General features: G+C 45.5%; 1 protein-coding gene. It reads right to left on the bottom strand.

Annotation, left to right across the window (positions count from 1 at the left end; translation table 11 throughout):
• Window positions 1-253: Ig-like domain-containing protein (locus ICN28_RS09480; RefSeq protein WP_216288270.1), on the bottom strand; the 253-nt coding region annotated here is incomplete at both ends.

Here is a 253-nt window from a genome sequence, read left to right as displayed (position 1 = left end):
AATGGTATATCCAGTAATCGTTAATGGATTGCCTTCTGGGTCAGTTGCATTGAGCAATAAACCAGTATTAGCAGCCACTGTCAGTGTCGTATCTTCTGTGACCGTGTTTACATCATCAGGATCAACAGGAGGATCATTTACCGGCACCATCGTGAGCGTCAAGGTCGATGTATCTGTACCACCCTGACCATCACTGATCACATAAGTTACAACTGGGATCGCACCTGTGTAGTTAGCAACTGGCACAAAGCTA

The organism is Polynucleobacter sp. 30F-ANTBAC, from assembly GCF_018882385.1.
In the GTDB taxonomy this organism is placed as follows: domain Bacteria; phylum Pseudomonadota; class Gammaproteobacteria; order Burkholderiales; family Burkholderiaceae; genus Polynucleobacter.
The sequence above is the reverse complement of the archived record's forward strand: the minus strand, read 5'-3'. Positions and strand labels throughout refer to the sequence as shown.